Origin of the sequence: Chryseobacterium sp. 1B4 (assembly GCF_036631475.1) — a bacterium.
Classification (GTDB): domain Bacteria; phylum Bacteroidota; class Bacteroidia; order Flavobacteriales; family Weeksellaceae; genus Chryseobacterium.
Genome location: NZ_JAPNUF010000007.1, coordinates 843283 through 860720 on the forward strand (window position 1 = coordinate 843283; position 17438 = coordinate 860720).

Below are 17438 nucleotides of genomic sequence, written 5' to 3' on the forward strand. Positions count from 1 at the left end.
TAATTCATTTTCTACGAATGTAGTGAATTTTAACAGATTTCTAACATTAAAAAAATAAGACTCTTTTTAGTGTCATATTTTTTTTTTACTACATTTACCTTACAAATTAAAATAATATGAAAAATTTAAGAAAACTAACAAAGAGAAATCTTAAGACTATTATCGGAGGAAATGCTCCATTGTGTGATACAGGATATGTTGCTTGTATAGTGGACAGAACACCAACAGGTTCTCCTATATGGGATTGTTTGCCTTCTTGCAGACCTTAAAACAAAAAGGCACTTCAAATGAAGTGCCTTTCTTTATTTTTGTATTGTTTTATCTTGTAAATTACCAATCTGAAGCTCTTTTCCTTTTTTCTATCATATGATCTACAGAAACTTTTCCGGCTCCGATTACCAGGAGTAGAAGATAAACAGAAAGATAAACCAATGCCAGTTCTCTTTTTTCAAAAGGATCTCCCCCATGCACTATAAAGCCTGCAATGACCATGGTAAAAATCAGAAACCCCAGAGCAACTCTTGTAAAAAGTCCTAATATAATTAGTATTGAACAGACAAACTCAGCAAAAACCGTAAGAATAAGTGATATCTGTGGTCCCAGCCCCATAAAATCGAAAAACTCGATTTTACCGCCCTCCAATAGCATCTGAAGCTTTGGAAAACCATGAGAAAGCATTGCAAAACCAACAAATACTCTCACCACCAATAAAACAATATCTTTAGGTATTGAGCCTGAATTTGAATTATTATAGTTCATTTACTAAAAAATTTATACTAAGGTAATAAAAATCTTTTAATACAACGGGATTCCGGGCATTTTAGTTTATCTGTAACCGAAATTTTTGAGATCTCTGTCATTCTTTCTCCAGTCTTTTTTCACTTTTACAAATAAGTTCAGATGAATTTTTTTGGTGAAGAATTTTTCAAGGTCCAATCTTGCTTCAGTTCCTACTTTTTTGATGGCTTCTCCTTTATGGCCGATAATAATTCCTTTCTGGGTATCTCTTTCTACATAAATAATGGAATCAATAAAAATAATTCCTTCTTTCTCTTTGAACTGTTCTGTAACCACTTCTACAGAGTATGGAATTTCTTTATCATAATTCAGAAGAATTTTCTCACGGATGGTTTCGTTGACAAAAAATCTCTCAGGCTTGTCTGTGAACTGATCTTTATCGTAGTAAGGAGGATTCTCAGGAAGAAGCGATTTTATTTTAGGTAAAATAACTTCTGTATTGAAGGCATTCAGAGCAGAAATAGGCAGAATTTCCGCCTTTGGGATTCTGTTATGCCACTCTTCCACCAATTTTTCAAGACCTGCCTGATCCGTCTGATCTACTTTGTTTAGCAGAAGAAGTACAGGTACAGGAATTTTATTCAGTTTCTCAATTAAAAATTCTGACGGTTCTGCTTTATCGGTAACATCTACAATAAACAGGAAAACATCAGCATCCTGCAGGGAGTCTTTTACAAAGTCCATCATTTTTTCCTGCAGCCCGTATTTTGGGTCTAATACTCCGGGAGTATCAGAAAATACGATCTGAAGATCATCTTCATTATAAATACCAAAAATTCTGTGACGGGTTGTCTGCGCTTTCTGCGTTACAATCGCCAGCTTTTCTCCCATTAATTGGTTGAGCAAGGTCGATTTTCCCGCATTGGGCTTTCCAACTATATTTACAAATCCAGCTTTGTGCATAAAAATTATATTACGAACTGCAAAGTTAGTAAAACAAAATCGGTCTTTACAGTTAATCTCAATATTTAAAAGAAAAAAGAGAATTATATAACCTTAAGTGGCTGTAATAAAAGAAATTTTTAAACAGATACAAAACGGATATTTTGCAGGATAAAAAAAATACCCGATTATTTTGTATTGCATTACCCAAAACTGATATTTTTGAAAATTAGAATTCATCTTTATGAATATAGACCAGATTCTTGATCAGATTTACCTTCTTCCTGAGGCATCAAAAAACAGTTTAAAAAAGTATATCACTGAAGTTTCGCATCCTAAAGGTTTCTGCCTTATGGAAGCGGATAAAGTGGTTCCCTATCTGTATTTTATCCGGAAAGGAATTGCGCGTGCCTATTCTTCAACATCTGATAATGATATTACATTCTGGTTTGGAAGCGAAGGCCAGTGCATATTATCTATGAAAAGCTATGTAGAGGATAAGCCCGGCTATGAAAGTATTGAGCTCCTGGAAGACTGCGATTTGTACAGAATGGAAACGGAGAAACTCAAAAAGCTTTTTAATGAGGATATTCATATCGCTAACTGGGGACGAAAACTGGCAGAAGCTGAGATGATAAAATCTGAGGAGCTGATTATTTCCAGACAGTTTAAAACTTCTTTGGAACGTTATAAAGATATTATGACCTATCAGCCTGAATTGCTTAAGAGAGTTCAGCTGGGTTATATTGCTTCTTATCTTGGAATTACCCAGGTAAGTTTGAGCAGAATAAGGGCGGAGATAAAATAATTTTGATTTTGAGGATGGAAGAAGGAAGTTATGATAGTCCATTAAAGAATCCTGCTCATTTTTATAAATTAATGCTTCTAAGAACTTTATCTAAAAAATGTTTGCTAATTATCTTATGCAATAACTTCCAGCTTCATTCTTCCAACTTCCATTTGCTTTCATTTTTTAACAATTGTAAAATTTTTTCTGCATCCAAATTCTGAACTTTGCAGTAGAAAAATTTAAAAAATGAATTGGATTATTTTAATTGTAGCCGGGTTATTTGAAGTGGCATTTGCATCGTGTCTGGGAAAAGCAAAAGAAACTTCCGGAACAGAATCCTATTACTGGTTTGCCGGTTTTCTGGTAACAATGACTATCAGTATGCTTTTACTGATTAAGGCAACCCAGACTTTGCCTATCGGGACAGCTTATGCGGTCTGGACGGGTATCGGAGCGGTGGGAACTGCTTTAATGGGAATTATCTTCTTTAAAGATCCTGTAAGTTTTTGGAGAATATTTTTTATTGTAACCCTTATTGGCTCTGTAGTAGGTTTGAAAGCAGTGTCTTCATCACACTAAAAAACACAGGATTTCTATCAATATTTAAAAATAAAACCCGTCTTCATAATAGAGACGGTTTTTTTGTTTATTTCAAATCTTCATTTTAAATTATACTGACAAAACAGATAAAGAAGAAATTCTTTTATATCTTTACCGGAAACTTTTAACCTATGAAGAAATTATTATTCCTTTTAGCGGGCAGCTTATTGACTGCCCAGCAAACTTCTGAGCTGCTTTCCAACAACTGGTATATTTCCAAGATGGTATCTAACACCGGCCAGACAACCAATACGCCTTTAATAGATAACGGAGTTCCTGCTACCACATTCAATTCAGCGGGAGGTACAAGCTATGTTATTAATTCAAGGTATTACAATACATCTATGATGAGTTTTGGAGTTATGCCTGGAAGCAACAATCTTATCAAAACAGCCAGCTCATGTACCCTTTTGTTTTATAACGGCGGAAATGCACCCGCTGTTCGTGCCTACGATCAGAAAAACTGTGACACTTACGTTTCAGGAGCCTATGCATCTATATACAGCTATCAGATTATCACAAACGGCAACCTCAAAACACTTATAATTACGGACCCTTCAGGAAATAAGGTCCATTATAATAATACGTCCCAACTAAGTACTAAAGAAATTGATGCCGCTTCAAAAACGTTTAAAGCATATCCAAATCCGGTAAAAGAGATGTTACATATTGAAAATATTGAAAGAAATCTTCGGCTTAAGATTTATGATCTTTCCGGAAAACTGGTATTTGAAACTATAACGGGTGGTGTTAATATGTCCATTGACACAAGCAGTTTTCAAAAAGGGCAGTACATTTTAGCTCTTGAAAATTATAAATCTTATCCTTTTACAAAAGAGTAACAGAAAATAAAACCCGTCTTCAACAATTGAAAACGGGTTTTATTTATTTTTTATAAACTACAGGCAAGATCTCATTGTGTCTCAGCCCGTATTTTTTTATTTCTTCTTCAGAGAATTTCTGTGAGTAAAAATTAGGCTCTGTTTCAAAGCCAGCTTTTCTTAAGCGGTCAAAATAATCCATCCCATACCAGCGGACATGGTCGTATTGTCCGAAGTGTTTCTGGCGTTCCTTAGGATCTTTAATGGTAAAATCTTCATAGGTTTTCTCCAGTGAATTTTTCATCGGAACCTGAAGAATTCCCCATCCGCCGGGCTTTAATACCCTGTACAGCTCACTCATTGCTTTTGCATCATCTTCTATATGTTCCAGCACATGATTACAGAAAACAATATCAAAACTTTCATTTTCAAAAGGCAGGTCCAGGATGTCAGCCTTGACATCTACAATGGGAGAATATAAATCTGCCGAGATATAGTTAAGATTGCTCATCCTTTTGAACTTCCTTAAAAATTCCTGCTCAGGAGCAATATGCAGAACTTTATAATTTTTAATGAAAAAATCTGTTTCATTCTGAAGATACAACCACATCTGACGGTGTCTCTCCAAACTTAAGGTTCCTGGGGACAGGGCATTTTCACGCTGCTTACCATACCCGTAAGGAAGGAATTTTCTATAAGATCTTCCATCAATAGGGTCGTAGAACTGATCTCCTTTGAAAAACTGATAAATAAGCGGCCTTGCCCAGATGCTCATTTTAATAAGCATCGGACGTGGAATTTTATTCAGTAAAAGCTTCGTTAATTTTTTCATTAAAAATCCAGTTGGAACTGCTTTTCTTCATCACTTACAATCCCTAAAGCTTCATATACATATTCAAATGTTGAAAGCAGTACCGGCTTACCGTTGATTACCGCTACGTCATGTTCAAAGTGGGCGGATGGCATGTTATCTAACGTAGTAACCGTCCAGCCGTCATTATGGAATTTCACTTTTTCAGTTCCCATATTAACCATCGGTTCGATAGCAATTGCAAGACCGTCTTTAATTACTTTTCCGCTTCCCTGTCTTCCATAGTTCGGAACCTGCGGATCTTCATGCATTTTTCTTCCTAAGCCGTGTCCTACAAGTTCTCTTACCACTCCATACCCTTCTTTTTCACAGTGTGCCTGGATCGCGTGGGAGATATCTCCTATTCTTTTTCCTCTGATACACTGCTCAATCCCCTTATATAGAGATTCCTTGGTCACCTGTAGTAATTTTTTAACTTCCGGCTTTACTTCCCCGATTTCAAAAGTATAGGCATGATCCCCCACAAAACCGTTAAGAATAACTCCACAGTCTACGGAAAGAACATCTCCTTCTTTTACTACATCGTTGTTCGGAAAGCCATGAACCACCTGCTCATTCGGAGAGATACAAAGAGAATTCGGGAATCCCCCGTACCCTAAAAATGCAGGCTCAGCGCCATGATCTTTAATAAAATCATGTGCCAGTTTATCTAAATATAAGGTAGTAATCCCCGGTTTAATTTCTTTTGCCAGCATTCCCAATGTTTTAGAAACCAATCTGGCACTCTCCTTCATCAGACGCAGTTCGTCTATCGTTTTTAATTGAATCATCGTATATAGATATTAGATATTAGATGTTAGAAGTTAGACAACAGCGTTATGCTAATTTTTACTTCCTATCACCTATTGAACTTTCTACTATAAATTATAAAAGATCAAAAGCACTTGATATTAAAAAGCTAATTAATATCTAGCTTCCAGTTTTCTATATTCTACCAAAAAAGTCCTTTTTTCTTTTCTTTTTAAGTTTTGAATAGGCAAGAACTTCTTTTCCTTCTACACGGAATTCTATTCTTTCCTGAATAATGTTATAGATCTCACCCCAGCCTGGGAATCCTCCTAAATTTCTGTCATCAATAAACCAGTCAGCATCTAATTTTCTGGACTGTGTTTCGGGATCAAAAACCTCTCCTTCAAAGCTTGAGTTCACAGAATAGAACTCTATTCCGTTTTTCCTGCAGAATTCTACAGCTTCATCCAACGTTTTTCCGTGTCTGTACGTCCAAAGTATAAGTCTGTATCCTTCAGCCTGAAGTCTTTTTAAAGTTTCGAATGCAAAAGTTTTCGGTTTTCCGATTGCCGGGTAGGCATCATCAACAATAGTCCCGTCAAAGTCAACAGCAATCTTTTTATTATTTAACATTTTGTTATTTTTTAGCTTTGCAAAGATAAGAAATAAAAAGAGTGCCAAAAAGAAAGGCACTCAATACTTTTTATATTTAAATAATAATAAAGTTCTTATCAGCTCTTTACCCAGCTAAACTGGAACTGAAGATCCGGAGTAGAAACCCTGTCTGTGATCTTCTGAAGTCTTGCAGGAAGCTTCATCAGGTATTCCTGAGCTTTTTCTGCTTTTTCTGTAAGGCCTTTTACGTGCTCAATTTTCCATTCATCCAAAAGGTCTTTCATGATATTGATATAATCCTGGCCTGTGTATACCATACATCTTTGTGCGGCATCTGAGAAATGTCCCCAAAGCTCTCCAGCTTTTTGTCCGGATTGTCTCATTAAGTGAGCAGGCATTACAATTTTCTTACGCATCATATCTTCAAACGCAAGAATCATTTCTGAAGGATCTATTTCAAGAATTTTTGCCACGAAATGCTTGTAGGCTTTAGCGTGTCTTGCTTCGTCCGCAGCAATGACACCGCACATTTTTGCCAGCTTTCCGTTTCCGGATTGTTTTGCCAGCGTTCCTACTCTTCTGTGGGAGATATTGGTTGCCGTTTCCTGAAAGCTTGTATAAATGAAGTTTCTGTACGGGTCCATGCTTGTTCCCAGATCAAACCCGTCATTGATAAGGTATTGGGTAGTGATCTCAACCTCTCTCATGTTTACTCTTCCACACAGGTAAAGATATTTGTTTAATAAATCCCCGTGTCTGTTTTCCTCAGCGGTCCATGCTCTTACCCAGTTGGCCCAGCCTACTTTTTCTTCCTGATTGATTCCGTCAACACCCATCAGCCAGGACTCATAGGAAGGAAGTGCTTCTTCTGTGATACAGTCACCGATTAATGTTACGAAAAGATCGTAAGGCATTTCACGGGCAAATGTCTGAATTTCTTCTAAATCGTGTTTAAATTCTTCGCTTGACGGATCTGGCAAATAATCGGAGGGCTGCCAAATTTTTCAATTGGCGTTAAAATTTATCAAGAAAAGAAGACACTTCCTTTTCCAATATCCCCATTACTTCTTTCCTTACAAGCTTTTGATACATTTTACTATTCAGTTTTAATTTACTTTAATTTACAAAGATATGATTTATTTATTATTTGGCGCATAATAAAGTATGCAACTCATACCTTATCTGACATAAATCATAAAAAAATGCCACTATAAAGATATAACGGCATTTTTATTCGGATATTATTGAATTTTAATTAACCAAAACTTCTCCTGTCATCGCATGTGGTATTTCCACTCCCATTACTTTAAGGATGGTAGGAGCTACATCACCCAGTTTTCCGGGTTTTAAATTCCAGTTATGATCTTTGTCCATAACGATAAAAGGAACCAGGTTCGTAGAATGCTGGGTATTCGGGGTTCCGTCAGGATTGATCATGACATCTGAATTTCCATGATCGGCAAGGATGAAAACAGCATATCCGTTTTCATAAGCAGCTGTTGCTACTTTTTCAATGCACTGATCTACAACCTCAGCGGCTTTTACTGCTGCTTCAAAGACGCCTGTATGGCCTACCATATCTGTATTGGCGAAATTTAAACAGACAAAATCAGCGGTTCCCTGCTCCAGTTCAGGTACAATTGCATTGGTAATATCGTATGCTGACATTTCCGGTTTTAAATCATAAGTAGGAACGTCTTTCGGGCTTGGGCATAAGAGTCTTCTTTCTCCCACAAATTCCTCTTCTCTTCCTCCTGAGAAGAAAAAAGTAACGTGAGGATATTTCTCTGTTTCAGCGATTCTGATCTGGGTTTTCCCATTTTTCTCAAGGATTTCTCCCATGGTTTCCGTCAGTACATTTTCATCAAAAACGACCTGTACATTCTGGAAGGTTTTATCATAGTTCGTTAATGTAATATAATACAGGTTCAGTTTCTTCATTCCAAACTCAGGGAAATCCTTTTGGGAAAGAACTTCTGTAATTTCTCTTCCTCTGTCTGTACGGAAATTAAAACAGATCACCACATCATCTTCAATGATTCTTGCTACCGGCACCACATTTCCCGTAGCGGTAGTGTTCATTAAAATAATAGGTTTCAGGAACTCATCGGTAACATTATTATCATAATACATTTTAATGGTTGCCAAAACATCCGTTGTCTGTTCTCCTATCCCTTCTACAAGGGCACCGTACGCTAATTTCACACGTTCCCATCTTTTATCTCTGTCCATCGCATAGTATCTGCCTACCACTGTTGCCAGCTTTCCGGTAGTAGCTTCCATATGCTTCTGAAGTTCGTCGATAAATCCTAATCCGGAATGCGGATCACAGTCTCTGCCATCAGTAAATGCATGAACAAATACATTTTCATTTAAACCGAATTCTTTTGCAGCTGTCAGTAATCCCTTCAGGTGATTGATATGTGAGTACGCCTCCGTTGGAAACCAATCCTATAAAGTGTACTTTTTTATTTTCTTTCCTGGCATAATCAAAAGCATCCTGGATTACTTTTTCCTGTCCCAGTGTTCCGTTTTCAACCGCCATATTCAGTTTTACCAGGTTTTGGTATACTACTCTTCCGGCACCCAGGTTCATGTGTCCTACTTCAGAGTTTCCCATCTGTCCGGCCGGTAAGCCTACAGCCAATCCGCTCGCTTCAAGCGTCGTATGCGGAAATTTTTGGTAACAGCTGTCTATGAATGGTGTATTTGCTTTATCTATTGCAGAAACGTTTGGGTTTGTTCCCAATCCCCATCCATCAAGAATGGCCAGTATTGCTTTTTTCGACATTTTGTAAAAACTTTTGTTATACAAATTTACCTAATTTCCTATGAATAGAAGAATTTGAAGTCCTGAATTTTACTGATTGCTTATCATCAGGGGATATCACAGATAATTAAACCCTGTCAAGATTTAAACCCTTGACAGGGTTGAAAAACTGAAATTTCGTGATTATTTCAATTCATTATCGGTAAATCTTTTAATTTTGCGGTATGGATTTACGAGATCAATTGAAGAATCTTTTTCCTGATCATGAAGAGCAGGATTTTGAGATGCCTGAAGAAGAATTCAAGCAGAAAGAGCCTTTGGTATGCAAATTTGAGAAGAAAGGAAGAAACGGTAAGCCTGTAACCATTGTTGAAGGCTGGGAAGGCAGTGAGGAAGACCTTAAAAAAATCTCAAAGAAAATAAAAACCACCTTAGGCATAGGCGGCTCTGAGAAGGATGGAACGATTATCATTCAGGGAGACAACCGTGATAAAATAATGAATATCCTTAAAGAAATGGGATATAAAACCAAACGTGTTGGCGGATAGTTCTAGAAATAGATCTGGGTTTCCGGCAGTAAGGTTTTTAAATTTTCAATAGTAGATTTTTCTATAGGATTTCCTGTAAGAATCAATGTTTTCAGATTTTTAAGCTGTTTGATTTCTACAGGAATGTCTTTCAGATTATTGTTGGCAAGATTCATGCTGACGATATTTTTAAGCCCTTTTACTTTGGGTGAAATTTCTGTGATATTGTTTCCGCTTACATTCAAAAATTCAAGGTTTTTTGCTTTGAAAAGATTCTCCGGGAGTTTGATGATAGCGTTCTGCTGCAGTTCAAGATATTTCAGATTTTCAGGAAAAGATAAATTACCAAGATCATTGATCTGGTTCTCTGAAAGGTTCAGGAATTTAAGATTTTTGATCTGATCAAGCCTGTCTGCAATAAAGCTGATCTGGTTTCCCTGGAGGTTTATTTCTTCCAGTGCGGGAATTTCCATAAGAGCTTCAGGAAAGGTATTCAGGTTGTTGGCATCAAAATGAACCACTTTCAGGTTCTGAAGTTTTGCAAGATTAGGATTGATGTTTGTCAGGCTGTTCAGATTCATTGAAAAAGTGTTCAGCTTCTTAAGGTTACTTACCTCATCAGGAATATATTTAATGCTGTTTTCATTCACATTTAAAATTTCCAGTTCTTTTAAGGCAAAGATTTCCTGATCCATTTTCTCAAGCTTATTCGCCATAATGTTTAAAAAGAATAATGAATCCAGTTTCACAATCTGTGGAGGAAGATTGAACAATCCCTTTTGTCTGAAGCTTATACTGTAAACCGTTTTTTTACTGCTTAAAGCATCTTCAATATTGGTAAAAGTGGGATATTTCACCGGATCAATCTGTGCCTTGACCTGGAAAAGTGACAGTATGGAAATAAGTAAGAAAAGCTTTTTCATAAAAAATAAAAGGTCTGCCGGCAACCGGAGCTGCCGACAGACAAGAATTATAAATAATTTATTTCTTTACAATTTTAACTGTTTTCTGGAATCCTCCTTCAGCTTCAATATTTAAAACTAAAACTCGTGATCCTTCCAGCTGCTGTGTGAAATCAATGTCCAATACTTGGTTTGTTCCGTTGAATTTCTTCGTATAAACGATTTTTCCGTCCATGCTGTAAGCTGTCACAGCAATATCTTTCAATCCTTTTACAGAATTTATTTTTACAATTCCTGAAGTTGGGTTTGGCGCTACCGTTACTGTATTCTCTTCAATTCTGGTATCAATAGTTCCTAAAGTTCCTTCGGTTCCAAGATTATTTTTAAGAGCGATAACAATCGTTGCTGATTTTCCTTTATAATCAATCGTATTTCCTGTTGCGTCTACGTCTGTAGAGATCGTTGAATCCGGATGCTGAATAGAGAAGAAACCGAATTTATGATCAGGCGTAAATGTCAGTCCTGTAGGTTCTGCACCTGCCGGCATTGATGCGAATAGTCTTACTTTAGGATTGGCTTGTGTATGATCCGGAGCAATAACCCAGATGTAGTTTTTACCTCCATCCTGAAGCACCCAAAGGTTTCCGAGTTCATCAAAGGTAAGGTTGTCATTCCCATCAGCCCATACTTCAGACTTCACACCCTGGGCCGTATTGAAAGAATACACTGTAGACCCTCCACCAACGAAAGTCTCTACCTGAGAAGCGGTAGTTCCGTTATCCTGTAAACGGTATACTCTGTCTAAACCTTTTGATGTAAAATAAATTTTCCCATCCAGCGGGCTGATATCCACATCTTCAATACCGTTAAATTTTGTTCCTCCTAAAGAAAGAGCTAACGGACCTGTATTATTCTGGTCTGCTTTGGTTTTATTCGGAACCTGGATCCACGTTGCTGTAGTCCCTGCCGGATCTCCTGCTGCAGTTAATCCCTGGTCCAATTTCAGTACATAAAGATTTCCTGAAGAAAGGTCATTTGGGGTATCCATTACATATTTGTATACCATGTGAGTTCCGCCGTCTTCTCCATAATACGCTATAGTTCCGGCATTGTTGATCACCACATTCTCATGGTTCATGATTCCCATCTGCCATAATTTTCCTTTGGAACCGTCAGTATTTTTAGAAATTACCTGTGCCGTTGCAGGATCAATTTCCACTAACCAGCCGTAATCTTTGTATCCATCATTGTTCACGTCGTTGGAAGTAACAGATTCTTCTGCGGTCACCACAGTTCCCCATGGTGTAATTCCTCCGGAACAGTTTCTGATGGTTTGTACCAGACTCGGAGCTGAAAAACTTACCGCTCTGGATTTTGTCAGCTGCCAAAGCTTTGAAACCGCATTATAACTGATTTCTGCCATGGTAACTCCTCCTGGATTCGTTTCATGATTTACAGACAGATATCCGTTTGTGCTGCTTCCTGCTTTTGCAACATAAGCGGTAAAGTCATTCTGACCTCCTACCAATCCTCCGCCTTCGGTATAGTTGTCTCCTTCTTTTAAAATTAACTGGTATTTGTGTTCAGCAGGGATAATTAACTTATTGGTTTGTGCTGTAGGAACAATAGAAGTAAAGCAGCTGATATGGGTTCCGTTACAAGTTACAGGTGTAGTGGTATTGGCTGTCGTTTTCAGATAAGCATCAATCCTTAAATCTGAACTGGTTGTGCTTCTGTTATGCAGTTCAATAGAAAATCTGTTGACACCGTTTACAAATTTTGATTTTGGAATGGAAAAAATATTATAAACACTTTCTGCCGCCCCGTCAATAGTAGTACTGGAGAAAGTATTGAATGTAACAGCACCTGCAGGCATATTATCTCTTACTACTTCCTCTCCGTTAAGGTATACAATGATACCGTCGTCTCTCATTACTCCCAGTTCCATCGTATCGGAAAGGGTTGAAAGATCTACTGTAAAATCTTTAGCAAAATAAGCCGTTGTAAGTCCTGAATTGATGGTAGTAGTTACGGGATCCCCATATCCTAGCGGACCGTTTCCTACTGGCCATGTTGAAATATCATAGTTCTGGGCGTTCCATCCTGCCGGCTGGGCCTGGTTGTTATCTTTGTAGCTCCATGACGCATTCTTATTGAATATCAAGGTCTGCGCCTGAAGGCCGGAACCGGCCATTATAACCAAAGCTCCCACTGTTAGTAGTTTTTTCTTCATTTTTTATTTGATTTATTAGACCTTGCAAAACTATTTTTTAGAGTTTTTTCTCTGTTAATAGGATTTTAAATATGGATCGGTAAATATTAACTTATCAAAAACCTAATGTTAAGGGGATTAATTTTGTGTTAAATGGTGAAGGATGAGAGATTCGGGGTTCGGGATATGAGGTGCCAGATGGACATGTATATTTATCCTATTTGTTGATTAGCTCAAAACAGCTATGTTCAACAATCTAAACAGTAAAAGAAGAGAATTTTTTATTCGAAAATGTGAATATTTTAGAAGATAATTTATTTTAAAAACGAGGTCTATTCTTATCTCTTAAAACTTTATATTTGTTATTATGATTGACACAGCTATGCAAAATAAAAAAATACATCAGGGCAGAAATATTAAACGTTTCCGTGAAATGCTGGGTATCAAGCAGGAAGCCTTAGCTTTCGAATTAGGTGACGATTGGAATCAGAAGAAAATTTCTCTTTTGGAACAAAAAGAAACTGTGGAGTCTGATATTTTAGCACAGGTTGCCCGGATTCTTAAAGTTCCGGCAGAAGCGATTGAGAATTTTGATGAGGAACAGGCAGTAAATATTATCTCAAATACTTTCACAAGTAATGATGCCTCAACGTTAAATGCAGTAAATATTCAACCTACTTTCAACCCTCTTGACAAAATAGTTGAACTTTATGAGCGTATGCTAAAACAACAGCAGGAAATGATTGATAAGCTGGAAAAACTGATTCAAAACAAATAAAATAAACTTTTTTTATTATCTCTCAAGATTTTATATTTGTTATTATGATTGACACAGCTATGCAAAATAAAAAAATACATCAGGGCAGGAATATTAAACGTTTCCGTGAAATACTGGGTATCAAGCAGGAAGCCTTAGCTTTCGAATTAGGTGATGACTGGAATCAGAAGAAGATTTCTCTTTTGGAACAAAAAGAAACTGTGGAGTCTGATATTTTAGCACGGGTAGCCCGGATTCTTAAAGTTCCGGCAGAAGCGATTGAGAATTTTGATGAGGAACACGCGATCAACATTATTTCTAATACAGCTTCTTTTGATAATTGTCAACAACCAGCATTTTTTAACAACCAACCTACTTTCAATCCTCTTGACAAAATGGTTGAACTTTATGAGCGTATGCTAAAACAACAGCAGGAAATCATTGATAAACTGGAAAAGCTGATTCAAAACAAATAAACAGACAGACGGATCCGTTCTGAAAAACTTTAGGCTAAATTCTGAAACCAGCACATACCGATTTACACAGTTTCAGAATTTAGCTTATTTTTTTATTAAAACTATACCGTTTTCTACCGAACCCTCATCCGCAAACAAAAACCCGCATCACCTCACAACCCGAAACCCGAAACTCGCACCCCGCACCCGCCTACTTCGCTTTACTCACATCCGTAAGAGCATTCAGAAAAGCAATGATTTGTTTTTTTCAGTTTCAGTAAGGTTTAATTTGTCCGGTGCCAGCGTCTGATTTTTCATTTTTAATCCTAATCCTTCGCCTCCTCCTTCGTTGTAAAAATCGAGAACTTCTTCCAGGGTATTGAAAGCTCCGTTATGGAAATATGGTTTCGTAAGCGCAATATTTCTCACCGTTACCGTTTTGAATGAATAGTCATAAATCCAGGATTTTTCTTTTTTTACCGGGCTGTTTCCTCTTCCCAAATCCTGATCAAGCTGTATGGGAAGCTGTTTGATGGGTTTTGTAGTAATTCCCAATACTTCAGATTCATTTTCATTAAAAAACGGTGGAACCAATCCTGAAAAATGAGGGGCAAAATGGCAGGTTGCGCAATTGGCCTTTCCCATAAACAGGTTGAATCCTTTTTTCACATCCTCAGAAACAGTCTTTTCATTCCTCATAAAACGGTCAAAATCACTGTCAAATGAATACAACGAAGCGACATAAGAACTTAATGCTTTTGAAAAATTTTCTTTGTTTATTTTTCCGTCTTTAAAAGCCATACGGAATGCTTTTTTATACTCAGGTTTTGTTTTCAGCTTGTGAATAATGCTCTCATAGCTGGTATTGAATTCCTGTTCATTATAAATAACGTGTTCTGCCTGCTGTTCAAGATAAAAAGCACGAAGGTCATAGAAAAATCTTTTGGCGAAAACAGCGTTGTATAAGGATGGAGAATTCCTCAAAACTGTTTTTCCTTCCACATTGCTTTGTGATTTGGGTTTCAGGTCTGTAAAAGCATTTTCCTGAAGATGGCATGTGGCACAGCTCATTTTCCCGTTACCGCTTAAGTTCTGATCATAGAAAATGGATTTTCCGAGGTTGCGGATATCGGGATTATCTTCAGAAGATTTTAATAAGGTATAAAAATACGGATCTAAGAAATCACTGCTGAAAAAATTCCTGTTGCCCACATTCCAGCCGGAAAATTCATTCAGATCGTCCGGTCTTCCGTCCCATCTTCCAAATTCTTCATACAAAGGCTGTACGTATTTTTTGTAAAACTCAATCCTGTCAAAGTTTTCAAAATCAGTATTTTTTGAAAGGTAACTTATTCCGTCTGTTAAAATCCGGTCAGCCTTTTCAATATTATAATTTTTAAAGTAGGGATCATCACTGATGTATTTCTGCATTCCGGAAAAAGCGTGGCTTGTTTCTTCGGAAATATTCAGAGAACCTGGCGTATCGAAGCCGGACACTCCCAGTGAATAGATCCTGATCAGTTCTATACGTAAAGGCAATGTTTTGTTGTTTCCTTTGCTCAATCCGTTTTTTAAAGCACTTAAATAAAACCCGGAATAGCTGTTATACAAAAAGGTAGTTATGGTTTTAATCTTTTCTTTCTCATTTCCTGCTTCATCTGAAAAGATCAGTTCATCCAGCACCTGCAATCCTTCGGGAGGAAGTGTATAGGCGGATGTTCCTGCAGCTTCAATATGAAACAAAGGGGCTGCATTAAGGTGGGTTTTGGTAAATTCAGGATAATGGTAAGCAATATAGAATTCTATTTCCTTGAATGAATTTCTTGTACTGCTGAGTGTTTTCTGTAATTCTTCAAGGGAAATCCGGTCTTCAGAGAACTTATCAACATCTGACTTCAACTGTTCAAGCTTCATTTTAAAGTCGGTCAAACCTTTATTGACAAATGTCCTTTCGTTTTCTTTTCCTTTATAAACAGGATTAAAAGACATTACTGCAAACCCTATCAGAAGGGCAACTACAAGCAGTGGATAAAATCTCATGAATTTTTATCGGCAAAACTATTAATCCGATGTTATCTCAGTTTTAATAGCAGATTAAATAATGTTTATATTTCTGATACAATATTTTTCACTAATTTTAAACCCCGAAATCAAATTCATTATTCTAAGGAAAACGGTTTTTCAGCATACCGGTAAATAATGGCGGAAGATTATTGGGAGAGGATTTTTTTAAATTAAATTCAACACATCAAAAAAACTAAAATAAAAGTATGAAAACAAAACTATGGTTTGCTGTTGCAGCAAGTTTCCTTTCTCTGACTGCATTTTCCCAAAAGAAAAAACAGCAGGAAAAACAACCTGAAAAGAAACAGGAAATGGCTGTGTATGCTGAGAAAAAGGAAATGACTATTATCTGATACGTCTTGAAAATAATAAAGAAATTCCTAATGTATATGTCTATTCCAATGGAGTTACAAAACCATACAAAACCTATACTGATCTTTCAGATATCCTCAGGGAATTTCCGGGAATGATGACCTCCAATAATTCAACCAAAGAAGAACTTATTTCTGTTCTTAAAAAAGATGATCACTTCTATGAAATCACGTCACAGAGGAAAGATCCTAAAAATATTGAAAAAACCGTTGTTACCGTATATGAAATAATGAACGGCCAGAAAAGAATTGTAGAAGAATACAATGACATCTACGAGGTTATGGCATCTCCTTATAAAGAAGCCATTATGACTAATTAAAAAACAAAAAATATACATATTATGCTAAACAAACTTGCTGCCTCGGAACTTGTTCTGAATGAAGACGGAAGTGTATACCACCTGAATCTTTTACCTGAAGATATTGCTGACAAAATCATCCTTGTGGGTGATCCTGACAGAGTGGCAAAAGTTTCAAAATATTTTGATACGGTAGAAATCAAAAAAAATAAAAGAGAATTTTATACGCATACAGGGACGCTTCGCGGGGAAAGAATTACTGTGATGTCTACAGGTATCGGAACTGAAAACATCGATATCGTAATGAATGAGCTGGATGCTTTGGTGAACATTGACCTGAAAAACAAAGAGTTCAAAACTGAGCACAAAGCCCTTGAATTATTCCGTATGGGAACCTGTGGAAGTGTAAACCCGGACGTACAGGTGGACAATATGCTGGTTACTCAGAACGTAGTTGGTTTGGACGGATTAATGCATTTCTACCAGGATTACAACTTTGAAAATGAGTTTTCCAAAAGCTTCCTGGAAAAATTCCCTTATGAAAGAATCAAGCCTATGCTTTACTTCTCAGATTGGGCAGAAGAAATGGGAGAATATTATAAAGATGCCAAATACCACGGAAATACGGCAACATTCCCGGGATTCTATGCTCCACAGGGAAGACAGCTCCGTTTAAAAGCAGTAGATGATCAATTCCTTGAAACATTGAATGATCTTGGAATTACCAATTTCGAAATGGAAACCTCTGCAATCTATGCGCTTTCAAAATTATTAGGACATAAAGCCATCACTGTAAATAACGTTATTGCCAACAGAAGACGCGGTGAGTTCTCTGCAGACCACCATGCATCTGAGAAAAACCTTATTGAATGGGTATTGGAAAGAATTATTAAATAATTATTTTATTTATACAGATAAAAGCTCCGGAAATGATTTCCGGAGTTTTTGTTAATTTGAATTAAACAAATGGAATTT

General features: G+C 36.9%; 17 protein-coding genes and 3 pseudogenes. 10 read left to right on the plus strand and 10 right to left on the minus strand.

Features of this window, described 5'->3' with window-relative positions:
- The first annotated feature begins 116 nt into the window (after positions 1-116).
- Complete coding sequence (locus tag OWR28_RS27015) at positions 117-269, plus strand: bacteriocin-like protein (RefSeq protein WP_374462620.1); 153 nt, start codon at positions 117-119, stop codon at positions 267-269.
- A gap of 61 nt (positions 270-330) precedes the next feature.
- Here OWR28_RS27015 and OWR28_RS13775 read toward each other — a convergent pair whose 3' ends face one another.
- Together OWR28_RS13775 and era are read right to left on the minus strand one after the other, a co-directional pair.
- Positions 331-759 (minus strand): DoxX family protein, encoded by a 429-nt coding sequence (locus OWR28_RS13775; protein ID WP_332387080.1) that lies wholly within the window; start codon positions 757-759, stop codon positions 331-333.
- A 66-nt stretch (positions 760-825) separates the two neighbouring features.
- A complete protein-coding gene (gene era / locus OWR28_RS13780) occupies positions 826-1701 on the minus strand; it encodes a GTPase Era (RefSeq protein ID WP_002979938.1) in 876 nt (291 codons plus the stop codon).
- Between the two features lie 223 nt (positions 1702-1924).
- Between era and OWR28_RS13785 the strand changes: the two genes are divergently transcribed.
- From OWR28_RS13785 to OWR28_RS13795, 3 genes are all read left to right on the plus strand, one after another.
- Positions 1925-2488, plus strand: coding sequence for a Crp/Fnr family transcriptional regulator (locus OWR28_RS13785; protein WP_332387081.1), 564 nt, complete (start codon positions 1925-1927; stop codon positions 2486-2488).
- Between the two features lie 228 nt (positions 2489-2716).
- The gene (locus tag OWR28_RS13790; RefSeq protein WP_002979942.1) at positions 2717-3049 is read left to right on the plus strand and encodes a DMT family transporter; all 333 of its coding nucleotides are present in this window, start codon (positions 2717-2719) and stop codon (positions 3047-3049) included.
- 152 nt (positions 3050-3201) lie between these two features.
- Positions 3202-3912 carry a T9SS type A sorting domain-containing protein gene (locus tag OWR28_RS13795; RefSeq protein WP_332387082.1) on the plus strand — a complete coding sequence of 237 codons (711 nt, stop codon included), beginning with the start codon at positions 3202-3204 and terminating at the stop codon, positions 3910-3912.
- A gap of 43 nt (positions 3913-3955) precedes the next feature.
- On the opposite strand, the gene OWR28_RS13800 is transcribed toward OWR28_RS13795, so the two are convergent.
- The 5 genes and pseudogenes from OWR28_RS13800 to gpmI form a co-directional block, all read right to left on the minus strand.
- Complete coding sequence (locus OWR28_RS13800) at positions 3956-4723, minus strand: class I SAM-dependent methyltransferase (RefSeq protein WP_332387083.1); 768 nt, start codon at positions 4721-4723, stop codon at positions 3956-3958.
- A complete protein-coding gene (gene map / locus OWR28_RS13805) occupies positions 4723-5532 on the minus strand; it encodes a type I methionyl aminopeptidase (protein WP_002979947.1) in 810 nt (269 codons plus the stop codon). Before map ends, OWR28_RS13800 begins: the two co-directional genes overlap by 1 nt.
- A 161-nt stretch (positions 5533-5693) precedes the next feature.
- Positions 5694-6124 (minus strand): annotated as a pseudogene (locus OWR28_RS13810) (BT0820 family HAD-type phosphatase).
- 98 nt (positions 6125-6222) lie between these two features.
- Positions 6223-7198 (minus strand): annotated as a pseudogene (locus tag OWR28_RS13815) (acyl-ACP desaturase).
- Positions 7199-7357: 159 nt separating this feature from the next.
- A pseudogene (gpmI, locus tag OWR28_RS13820) lies at positions 7358-8897 on the minus strand (2,3-bisphosphoglycerate-independent phosphoglycerate mutase).
- A 203-nt stretch (positions 8898-9100) separates the two neighbouring features.
- Here gpmI and OWR28_RS13825 point away from each other — a divergent pair.
- The gene (locus OWR28_RS13825) at positions 9101-9424 is read left to right on the plus strand and encodes a translation initiation factor (RefSeq protein ID WP_002979957.1); all 324 of its coding nucleotides are present in this window, start codon (positions 9101-9103) and stop codon (positions 9422-9424) included.
- A 2-nt stretch (positions 9425-9426) separates the two neighbouring features.
- Here OWR28_RS13825 and OWR28_RS13830 read toward each other — a convergent pair whose 3' ends face one another.
- Positions 9427-10326, minus strand: coding sequence for a leucine-rich repeat domain-containing protein (locus OWR28_RS13830; protein WP_332387085.1), 900 nt, complete (start codon positions 10324-10326; stop codon positions 9427-9429).
- Positions 10327-10384: 58 nt separating this feature from the next.
- The gene (locus tag OWR28_RS13835; RefSeq protein ID WP_332387086.1) at positions 10385-12538 is read right to left on the minus strand and encodes an alkaline phosphatase PhoX; all 2154 of its coding nucleotides are present in this window, start codon (positions 12536-12538) and stop codon (positions 10385-10387) included.
- Positions 12539-12884: 346 nt separating this feature from the next.
- Between OWR28_RS13835 and OWR28_RS13840 the strand changes: the two genes are divergently transcribed.
- Both OWR28_RS13840 and OWR28_RS13845 read left to right on the plus strand, forming a co-directional pair.
- Positions 12885-13295 (plus strand): XRE family transcriptional regulator, encoded by a 411-nt coding sequence (locus OWR28_RS13840; protein ID WP_332387087.1) that lies wholly within the window; start codon positions 12885-12887, stop codon positions 13293-13295.
- Between the two features lie 44 nt (positions 13296-13339).
- Positions 13340-13750 carry a helix-turn-helix transcriptional regulator gene (locus OWR28_RS13845; RefSeq protein WP_332387088.1) on the plus strand — a complete coding sequence of 137 codons (411 nt, stop codon included), beginning with the start codon at positions 13340-13342 and terminating at the stop codon, positions 13748-13750.
- 222 nt (positions 13751-13972) lie between these two features.
- Here OWR28_RS13845 and OWR28_RS13850 read toward each other — a convergent pair whose 3' ends face one another.
- Positions 13973-15769 (minus strand): cytochrome c peroxidase, encoded by a 1797-nt coding sequence (locus tag OWR28_RS13850; protein WP_332387089.1) that lies wholly within the window; start codon positions 15767-15769, stop codon positions 13973-13975.
- 230 nt (positions 15770-15999) lie between these two features.
- Here OWR28_RS13850 and OWR28_RS13855 point away from each other — a divergent pair, with 230 nt between their 5' ends.
- The 3 genes from OWR28_RS13855 (at position 16000) to OWR28_RS13865 (ending at position 17360) form a co-directional block, all read left to right on the plus strand.
- A complete protein-coding gene (locus OWR28_RS13855; RefSeq protein ID WP_332387090.1) occupies positions 16000-16146 on the plus strand; it encodes a hypothetical protein in 147 nt (48 codons plus the stop codon).
- Positions 16147-16259: 113 nt separating this feature from the next.
- Positions 16260-16484 carry a hypothetical protein gene (locus OWR28_RS13860; protein WP_332387091.1) on the plus strand — a complete coding sequence of 75 codons (225 nt, stop codon included), beginning with the start codon at positions 16260-16262 and terminating at the stop codon, positions 16482-16484.
- A gap of 21 nt (positions 16485-16505) precedes the next feature.
- Positions 16506-17360: a nucleoside phosphorylase gene (locus OWR28_RS13865; protein ID WP_002979969.1), complete on the plus strand. Its 855-nt coding sequence runs from the start codon at positions 16506-16508 to the stop codon at positions 17358-17360.
- Positions 17361-17438 lie beyond the last annotated feature (78 nt).

What these genes read in the sequence shown, in the direction of transcription:
- OWR28_RS27015 (WP_374462620.1), top strand. Translation starts at nt 117, where the DNA reads ATGAAAAATTTAAGAAAACTAACAAAGAGAAATCTTAAGACTATTATC.
- OWR28_RS13775 (WP_332387080.1), bottom strand. Translation starts at nt 759, where the DNA reads ATGAACTATAATAATTCAAATTCAGGCTCAATACCTAAAGATATTGTT.
- era (WP_002979938.1), bottom strand. Translation starts at nt 1,701, where the DNA reads ATGCACAAAGCTGGATTTGTAAATATAGTTGGAAAGCCCAATGCGGGA.
- OWR28_RS13785 (WP_332387081.1), top strand. Translation starts at nt 1,925, where the DNA reads ATGAATATAGACCAGATTCTTGATCAGATTTACCTTCTTCCTGAGGCA.
- OWR28_RS13790 (WP_002979942.1), top strand. Translation starts at nt 2,717, where the DNA reads ATGAATTGGATTATTTTAATTGTAGCCGGGTTATTTGAAGTGGCATTT.
- OWR28_RS13795 (WP_332387082.1), top strand. Translation starts at nt 3,202, where the DNA reads ATGAAGAAATTATTATTCCTTTTAGCGGGCAGCTTATTGACTGCCCAG.
- OWR28_RS13800 (WP_332387083.1), bottom strand. Translation starts at nt 4,723, where the DNA reads ATGAAAAAATTAACGAAGCTTTTACTGAATAAAATTCCACGTCCGATG.
- map (WP_002979947.1), bottom strand. Translation starts at nt 5,532, where the DNA reads ATGATTCAATTAAAAACGATAGACGAACTGCGTCTGATGAAGGAGAGT.
- OWR28_RS13825 (WP_002979957.1), top strand. Translation starts at nt 9,101, where the DNA reads ATGGATTTACGAGATCAATTGAAGAATCTTTTTCCTGATCATGAAGAG.
- OWR28_RS13830 (WP_332387085.1), bottom strand. Translation starts at nt 10,326, where the DNA reads ATGAAAAAGCTTTTCTTACTTATTTCCATACTGTCACTTTTCCAGGTC.
- OWR28_RS13835 (WP_332387086.1), bottom strand. Translation starts at nt 12,538, where the DNA reads ATGAAGAAAAAACTACTAACAGTGGGAGCTTTGGTTATAATGGCCGGT.
- OWR28_RS13840 (WP_332387087.1), top strand. Translation starts at nt 12,885, where the DNA reads ATGATTGACACAGCTATGCAAAATAAAAAAATACATCAGGGCAGAAAT.
- OWR28_RS13845 (WP_332387088.1), top strand. Translation starts at nt 13,340, where the DNA reads ATGATTGACACAGCTATGCAAAATAAAAAAATACATCAGGGCAGGAAT.
- OWR28_RS13850 (WP_332387089.1), bottom strand. Translation starts at nt 15,769, where the DNA reads ATGAGATTTTATCCACTGCTTGTAGTTGCCCTTCTGATAGGGTTTGCA.
- OWR28_RS13855 (WP_332387090.1), top strand. Translation starts at nt 16,000, where the DNA reads ATGAAAACAAAACTATGGTTTGCTGTTGCAGCAAGTTTCCTTTCTCTG.
- OWR28_RS13860 (WP_332387091.1), top strand. Translation starts at nt 16,260, where the DNA reads ATGATGACCTCCAATAATTCAACCAAAGAAGAACTTATTTCTGTTCTT.
- OWR28_RS13865 (WP_002979969.1), top strand. Translation starts at nt 16,506, where the DNA reads ATGCTAAACAAACTTGCTGCCTCGGAACTTGTTCTGAATGAAGACGGA.